We start from the raw sequence: 4,584 nt of genomic DNA, 5'->3' as shown, positions 1-4,584 counted from the left end.
GCCCTGGGCAACCCGGGAGGCCCGGGTGCCCTGGGCACGCACCGGCGTCGCACGGCGTCCGGGGACTCTCGCCGCACGTCGCCGACGTCGCGTCGGCGACACGGCGGTCGAGCGCTCGTCGACGCGTGGACGTCCTCAGTCGTTCGCGGCCGGAGCCTTCTTCACGGCGGCCGAGGCCGTGACCGACGAGGCGCCCTCCGTGGCCGCCGCCGTCGTGGACGACTTACGCGCAGGGGTCTTGCGCGGAGCCTTCGCCGCCGTCGCCTTGCCAGTCCCCGCCTTGGCGGCGGACGACTTCTTGGCCAGGGGGGCGACCGGGATGGGGTCACCGGTGAGGACCTCGGCGAGGAAGCGCCCCGTGTGGCTCGCGGGGACCGCCGCCACCTGCTCGGGCGTACCCTCCGCGATGACCCGACCACCGCCGGACCCACCTTCCGGACCCATGTCGATGACCCAGTCGGCGTTCTTGATGACGTCCAGGTTGTGCTCGATCACGAGCACCGAGTTGCCCTTGTCGACGAGCGACTGGAGCACTGCCAGGAGCTTGCGGATGTCCTCGAAGTGCAGCCCTGTCGTCGGCTCGTCCAGCACGTAGATGGTCCGCCCCGTCGAGCGCTTCTGCAGCTCGCTCGCGAGCTTGACGCGCTGGGCCTCGCCACCCGAGAGCGTCGGCGCGGGCTGCCCCAGGCGCACGTAGCCGAGGCCGACCTCGGAGAGCGTCTTGAGGTGCCGCGAGATCGTCGGGACAGCGGCGAAGAACTCCGAGGCTTCCTCGATCGGCATGTCGAGCACGTCCGCGACGGTCTTGCCCTTGAAGTGCACCTCGAGCGTCTCGCGGTTGTACCGCGCACCGTGGCACACCTCGCACGGGACGTAGACGTCCGGCAGGAAGTTCATCTCGATCTTGATGGTGCCGTCGCCCGAGCACGCCTCGCAGCGGCCACCCTTGACGTTGAACGAGAACCGGCCGGGTGTGTAGCCACGGACCTTGGCCTCGCTCGTCTCGGCGAAGAGCTTGCGGACGTGGTCCCAGACCCCGGTGTAGGTGGCGGGGTTGGACCGCGGGGTGCGGCCGATGGGCCCCTGGTCGACGTGGACCACCTTGTCGAGGTTCTCGAGTCCCGTGATCCGGCGGTGACGACCCGCGACCTGGCGCGCCCCGTTGAGCTCGTTGGCGAGCACGGTGTAGAGGATCGAGTTGACCAGCGTGGACTTGCCCGAGCCCGAGACCCCGGTGACCGCGGTCAGGGTGCCGAGCGGGAAGCTCACGTCGATGCCCTCGAGGTTGTGCTCGCGCGCGCCGATGACCGTGACCCGACGGTCCTTGTCGACGGGGCGGCGGGCAGCGGGCAGCGGGATGCTGCGGCGGCCGGCGAGGTAGGCGCCCGTGACGGACTCGGGGGCCTCCAGGAGTCCCGCGTAGTCGCCCGAGTGGATGACGCGCCCACCGTGCTCGCCGGCGCCGGGGCCGATGTCGACGATCCAGTCGGCGGCCCGGATGGTGTCCTCGTCGTGCTCGACGACGATGAGCGTGTTCCCGAGGTCCCGCAGCCGCGTGAGGGTGTCGATCAGTCGGCGGTTGTCCCGCTGGTGCAGGCCGATGCTCGGCTCGTCGAGGACGTACAGGACGCCGACGAGCCCCGAGCCGATCTGGGTCGCGAGACGGATGCGCTGCGCCTCGCCACCCGAGAGGGTCCCGGCCGGACGCTCGAGCGAGAGGTAGTCCAGCCCGACGTCGAGCAGGAAGCCGAGGCGCGCGTCGATCTCCTTGAGGACCTCGGTCGCGATGGCCTTCTGGCGCGTCCCCAGCTCGAGCGAGCCGAGGAAGGCCGCGGCCTCGCGCAGCGGGAGCCGGCACACCTCGGCGATCGACTTGTCGCCGACCTTGACGGCGAGGACCTCGGGCTTGAGGCGCGTGCCCTGGCACACCGGGCACGGCGTCTCGCGCATGTACGCCTCGTACTTCTCCTTGGACCACTCCGACTCGGTCTCGCCGTGTCGACGCTCCAGGAACGTCACGACGCCCTCGAATCCGGTCGAGTACTGGCGCTCGCGCCCCCAACGGTTCTTGTACCGGACGTGCACCTCGTGGTTCTGCCCGTACAGCACGGCCTGCTGGGCGCGCTGGGGCAGTGCGCGCCACGGCACGTCCATGGAGAAGCCCAGGTCCGAGGCCAGGGCCGTCAGGACACGGGTGAAGTACTCCGAGGAGATCTGCGCCCAGGGCGCGACCGCTCCCTCGGCGAGGGACTTCTCGTCGTCCGGGACGACGAGGTCGGGGTCCACCTCGAGGCGGAAGCCGATGCCCGTGCACTCGGGGCACGCGCCGTAGGGCGCGTTGAACGAGAAGGTACGGGGCTCGATCTCGTCGAGCGTGAGCTCGTGGTCGTTGGGGCAGGCACGCTTCTCCGAGAAGCGTCGTTCGCGCTGCGGGTCGTCCGCGTCCGCGTCGACGAGCTCGACGACGACGAGCCCCCCGGCGAGCCCGAGCGCGGTCTCGACCGAGTCCGTGAGCCGGCGCTGGACGCCCTCGCGCGAGACGAGACGGTCGATCACGACCTCGATGTCGTGCTTGAGCTTCTTCTCGAGCGCGGGAGGGTCCGTGAGCTGGACGACCTCCCCGTCCACGCGGGCACGCGCGAACCCCTTGGACTGCAGCTCCTTGAAGAGCTCGCCGTACTCCCCCTTGCGCCCGCGCACCACGGGTGCGAGGACCTGGTAACGGGTCCCCTCGGGCAGCTCGAGGAGGCGGTCGACGATCTGCTGCGGCGTCTGGGCCTGGACCTTCTCCCCGCAGACCGGGCAGTGCTGGGTCCCTGCACGCGCGAAGAGCAGTCGCAGGTAGTCGTAGACCTCGGTGATGGTGCCCACGGTCGACCGCGGGTTGCGGTTGGTCGACTTCTGGTCGATCGACACCGCGGGCGACAGCCCCTCGATGAAGTCGACGTCCGGCTTGTCCATCTGCCCGAGGAACTGACGGGCGTACGCGGACAGCGACTCGACGTAGCGGCGCTGCCCCTCGGCGAAGATCGTGTCGAACGCGAGGGAGGACTTCCCGGAACCGGAGAGGCCTGTGAAGACGATGAGCTGGTCCCTCGGCAGGTCGAGGTCGACGTTGCGAAGGTTGTGCTCACGGGCACCAGCGATGACAAGGCGGTTGCTCACCGAAGCATCGTATGCCTCACCCCTGACATTCGCACACCTGTTCGACCACCGGTCGTCCGGCATCCGCCCCGAGCGCCCCGCCGACGACCACGGTCGTCCGCCCGGCACCTCCGTGAGCAGCGGCGTCACCCCCTCCCCCGGCGTGCCAGACTCGGCACGAGAGGCTCGTCACACAGGCGGCCGGTCGTCCGCGAGGACGACGACCAGCACAGCGAGGAGATCCGCGTGGGATACACCGGAGACGTCACGGTCGCAGGCCCGAGCGACCTGCGGGTCCTGGACGAGGTCGAGGTCCGCAAGCTCGCCGTCGGGCCGTCCGGGAACAACGCCTACCTCCTGACGTGCCGCAGGAGCGGCGCGCAGCTCCTCGTCGACGCGGCGGCCGAGCCCGACCGGCTCCTGGAGCTCGTCCGAGAAGGCTCCTCGACCGCCCGCCTCGACCTCGTCGTCACGACGCACCGCCACCTCGACCACGTCGGGGCGCTCGCCTCGATCGGGGCCGCGTCCGGCGCGCAGCTCGCGGCCGGGGCCCCCGACGCGGATGCCATCAGCGAGGCGACCGGCACCACCGTCTCGCGCCCCCTGCACGACGGCGACACGATCGTCCTCGGCCACCTCACGCTCGAGGTGGTCGCCCTGCGCGGTCACACCCCCGGGTCGGTCACGCTCGTCTACCGAGAGCCCGAGCACGCGAGCGCCCCGGGCGCGGTGCCCGGCCGCGCGCACCTGTTCACGGGGGACTCGCTGTTCCCGGGCGGGGTGGGGAGCACGTCGGACGACCCGGAGCGCTTCGCCCAGCTCTACGCAGACGTCACGACCCGGCTCTTCGACAGGTACGACGACGCCACGTGGGTGTACCCGGGCCACGGCGCCGACACGACCCTCGGGGCCGAACGACCCCACCTCGACGAGTGGCGCGAGCGCGGCTGGTAGCCCTCGTCGTCGGCGCTGCCTCCCCCGGACCTCGTCAGGGCCCGCCAGCGCCGCGTCCGTACCAGGGACGACCCCGTCGACCGGCCCCGCGCGCGATGGTGCTTCAATGTCGCCATGCCGATCTTCGCCGTGACCTACACCTACGCCGACAAGCCCGCCGTCCTGGACGAGTTCCGCCCCGAGCACCGCGCCTTCCTGCGCGGCCTGCTCGACGAGGGCACGCTGCTCGCCTCCGGGCCCCTCGCCCAGGACGCGGCGAACCCGGCCGGCGCCCTCCTGCTCGTCGACGCCCCGGACGAGGCGGCGGTCGCGCGCACGTTCGACGCCGACCCGTTCGCCCGGGAGAACGTCGTCACGCGTCGGACGGTCCGACCGTGGGCGCCCGTGATCGGGCCCTGGGCCGACCGCGCCTGACCTCTCACCGGAGCCCCGAGAGGGCGCCGCCACCCCCGTCCGTGAACGGACGACGGCCCGTCTCCCCGGAGG

The 4,584-nt window shown here is 71.5% G+C and carries 3 protein-coding genes; 2 read left to right on the top strand and 1 reads right to left on the bottom strand.

What is annotated here, in order from left to right; genetic code table 11:
- Positions 1–135: 135 nt before the first annotated feature.
- Entirely contained in the window at positions 136–3,165 is a 3,030-nt protein-coding gene (gene uvrA, locus ACFRCR_RS17090; RefSeq protein ID WP_377679200.1) for an excinuclease ABC subunit UvrA, read from the bottom strand.
- Between the two features lie 225 nt (positions 3,166–3,390).
- Between uvrA and ACFRCR_RS17085 the strand changes: the two genes are divergently transcribed.
- Together ACFRCR_RS17085 and ACFRCR_RS17080 are read left to right on the top strand one after the other, a co-directional pair.
- Positions 3,391–4,098, top strand: a complete 708-nt coding sequence (locus ACFRCR_RS17085; protein WP_377679198.1) for an MBL fold metallo-hydrolase — start codon at positions 3,391–3,393, stop codon at positions 4,096–4,098.
- A gap of 114 nt (positions 4,099–4,212) precedes the next feature.
- Complete coding sequence (locus tag ACFRCR_RS17080; protein WP_377679196.1) at positions 4,213–4,512, top strand: YciI family protein; 300 nt, start codon at positions 4,213–4,215, stop codon at positions 4,510–4,512.
- Positions 4,513–4,584 lie beyond the last annotated feature (72 nt).

Source organism: Oerskovia sp. NPDC056781 (assembly GCF_042789955.1).
In the GTDB taxonomy this organism is placed as follows: Bacteria; Actinomycetota; Actinomycetes; order Actinomycetales; family Cellulomonadaceae; genus Oerskovia; species Oerskovia rustica.
The sequence above is the reverse complement of the archived record's forward strand: the minus strand, read 5'-3'. Positions and strand labels throughout refer to the sequence as shown.